Here is a 1,334-nt window from a genome sequence, read left to right on the forward strand (position 1 = left end):
CAATTGACGATGCCAGCGCCACGGTCCGGACGAACGAAGACGAAACGTGATACATTGCGAGCTCTCCCCTGAAACTGTCGTTCTGCACCGCTTGGTGCCGCTGCTGATGAAGACCGAATTGACGGCCCATCGCAACAATTTTCCAAATGCCGTGAGCACTAAAGTTAAGAAGCAGTGGCATTCGCGGCAACTCGTTTGACCGCGTGGGTGTCTGATGGCAGATTGCCACGAACTTTTACAACTCAGATAGGTCCCAGCTTGCCAATGATTGAGACGTTCAAGGAGTTCACTTTTGAGGCAGCTCACCAATTGGCGCCCTTTTCCGGGCTCCATGGTCATTCGTTTAGAGTTAGTGTTCACTTGATAGGTGCTCCCGACCCCGTTTTTGGTTGGCCGGCCAATCTCTACGAAGTGGAAGAGCGGATCGAGGCTATCCGAAAACTACTTGATCATAAATATCTCAATGAGATCGACGGTCTTGGCGTGCCATCGCTGGAGAATGTAGCGCGCTGGATTTGGGAACGGATGGAGCATCACCTCCCGCAACTCGACCGCATTACCGTCGCGCGGGGTCCGGACGGTCAGGCCGAAGGCACGGTATATCGGGGGCGCTCCTCAGGCTAAAACCTTCAACAGCGCGCTCTGTAAAAACCCAATTTTGCAGCGCCAGGCAGTCGGCATCGCCATAGCCGGCGAGGCCTGCCAGCGGTTCAAGATGATGCGGCAGGGAGTGGCAGCGTGAGCTACCCTTCAGAGAGGCATCCGGCCAGTCTTTGGCTTGACCTTCCACGGATCGATCGAAGCCGCGTCGGGCTCTCTTATTCCGACCGATCGCGCGAATCCAGCGAACGCGTTGCGCGCACCATCAACAGTCAGTTGCCCATCTCGCGCGGCATGGCACGCACGCAAGRCCGTCTTATAGATTGGACCGCGCCTACTTTCCGGCCATGTGGAAAGAAAGTCGGTCGCATCGGCAACGTTCGCAATTTCGATGACGCCTTCATCACTATCTTTCACGAATATCGAGCGGGAAAAGACTTGGGGTATCAACACTTCCTCCATGGTCTTGGACCGTTTTGTGAGCAAGCGCGGGAATCGCCGCGCTAGGTCGCGACAAGCTGACTGAGAAATGGCGACGCCGGGTTCTTGCTTCAAGGGTAGCGACCGTCCGCGGCTCAGTCTTTCAACGGATTTTGATCCAATATCCCTTGCTCTCTGCAAAAGGACTGAAAGGCTTCTCTGGCCTCTTCGACCGGTATCGATCCATTGATCGCAGCCTGCATGGCATTCTCGGCCAGATCGAAGAACGGATTGCGCTTGTCGCGGGGCCACGC

4 protein-coding genes are annotated in these 1,334 nt (G+C 55.8%); 1 reads left to right on the forward strand and 3 read right to left on the reverse strand.

Annotation, left to right across the window (positions count from 1 at the left end; genetic code table 11):
* Positions 1 to 181 (reverse strand): hypothetical protein (locus AC1DUU_RS32220; RefSeq protein ID WP_476787351.1); only part of this gene is annotated, 181 nt, incomplete at its 3' end.
* 83 nt (positions 182 to 264) lie between these two features.
* On the opposite strand from AC1DUU_RS32220, the gene AC1DUU_RS32225 reads away from it, so the two are divergent.
* Positions 265 to 624, forward strand: coding sequence for a 6-pyruvoyl trahydropterin synthase family protein (locus AC1DUU_RS32225; protein ID WP_476787352.1), 360 nt, complete (start codon positions 265 to 267; stop codon positions 622 to 624).
* A 126-nt stretch (positions 625 to 750) separates the two neighbouring features.
* Here AC1DUU_RS32225 and AC1DUU_RS32230 read toward each other — a convergent pair whose 3' ends face one another.
* Entirely contained in the window at positions 751 to 1,062 is a 312-nt protein-coding gene (locus AC1DUU_RS32230; RefSeq protein WP_476787353.1) for a DUF982 domain-containing protein, read from the reverse strand.
* A gap of 113 nt (positions 1,063 to 1,175) precedes the next feature.
* Positions 1,176 to 1,334 (reverse strand): DUF982 domain-containing protein (locus AC1DUU_RS32235; RefSeq protein WP_476787354.1); only part of this gene is annotated, 159 nt, incomplete at its 5' end.

It is taken from the genome of Aminobacter sp. P4_H6_2 (assembly GCF_056400805.1).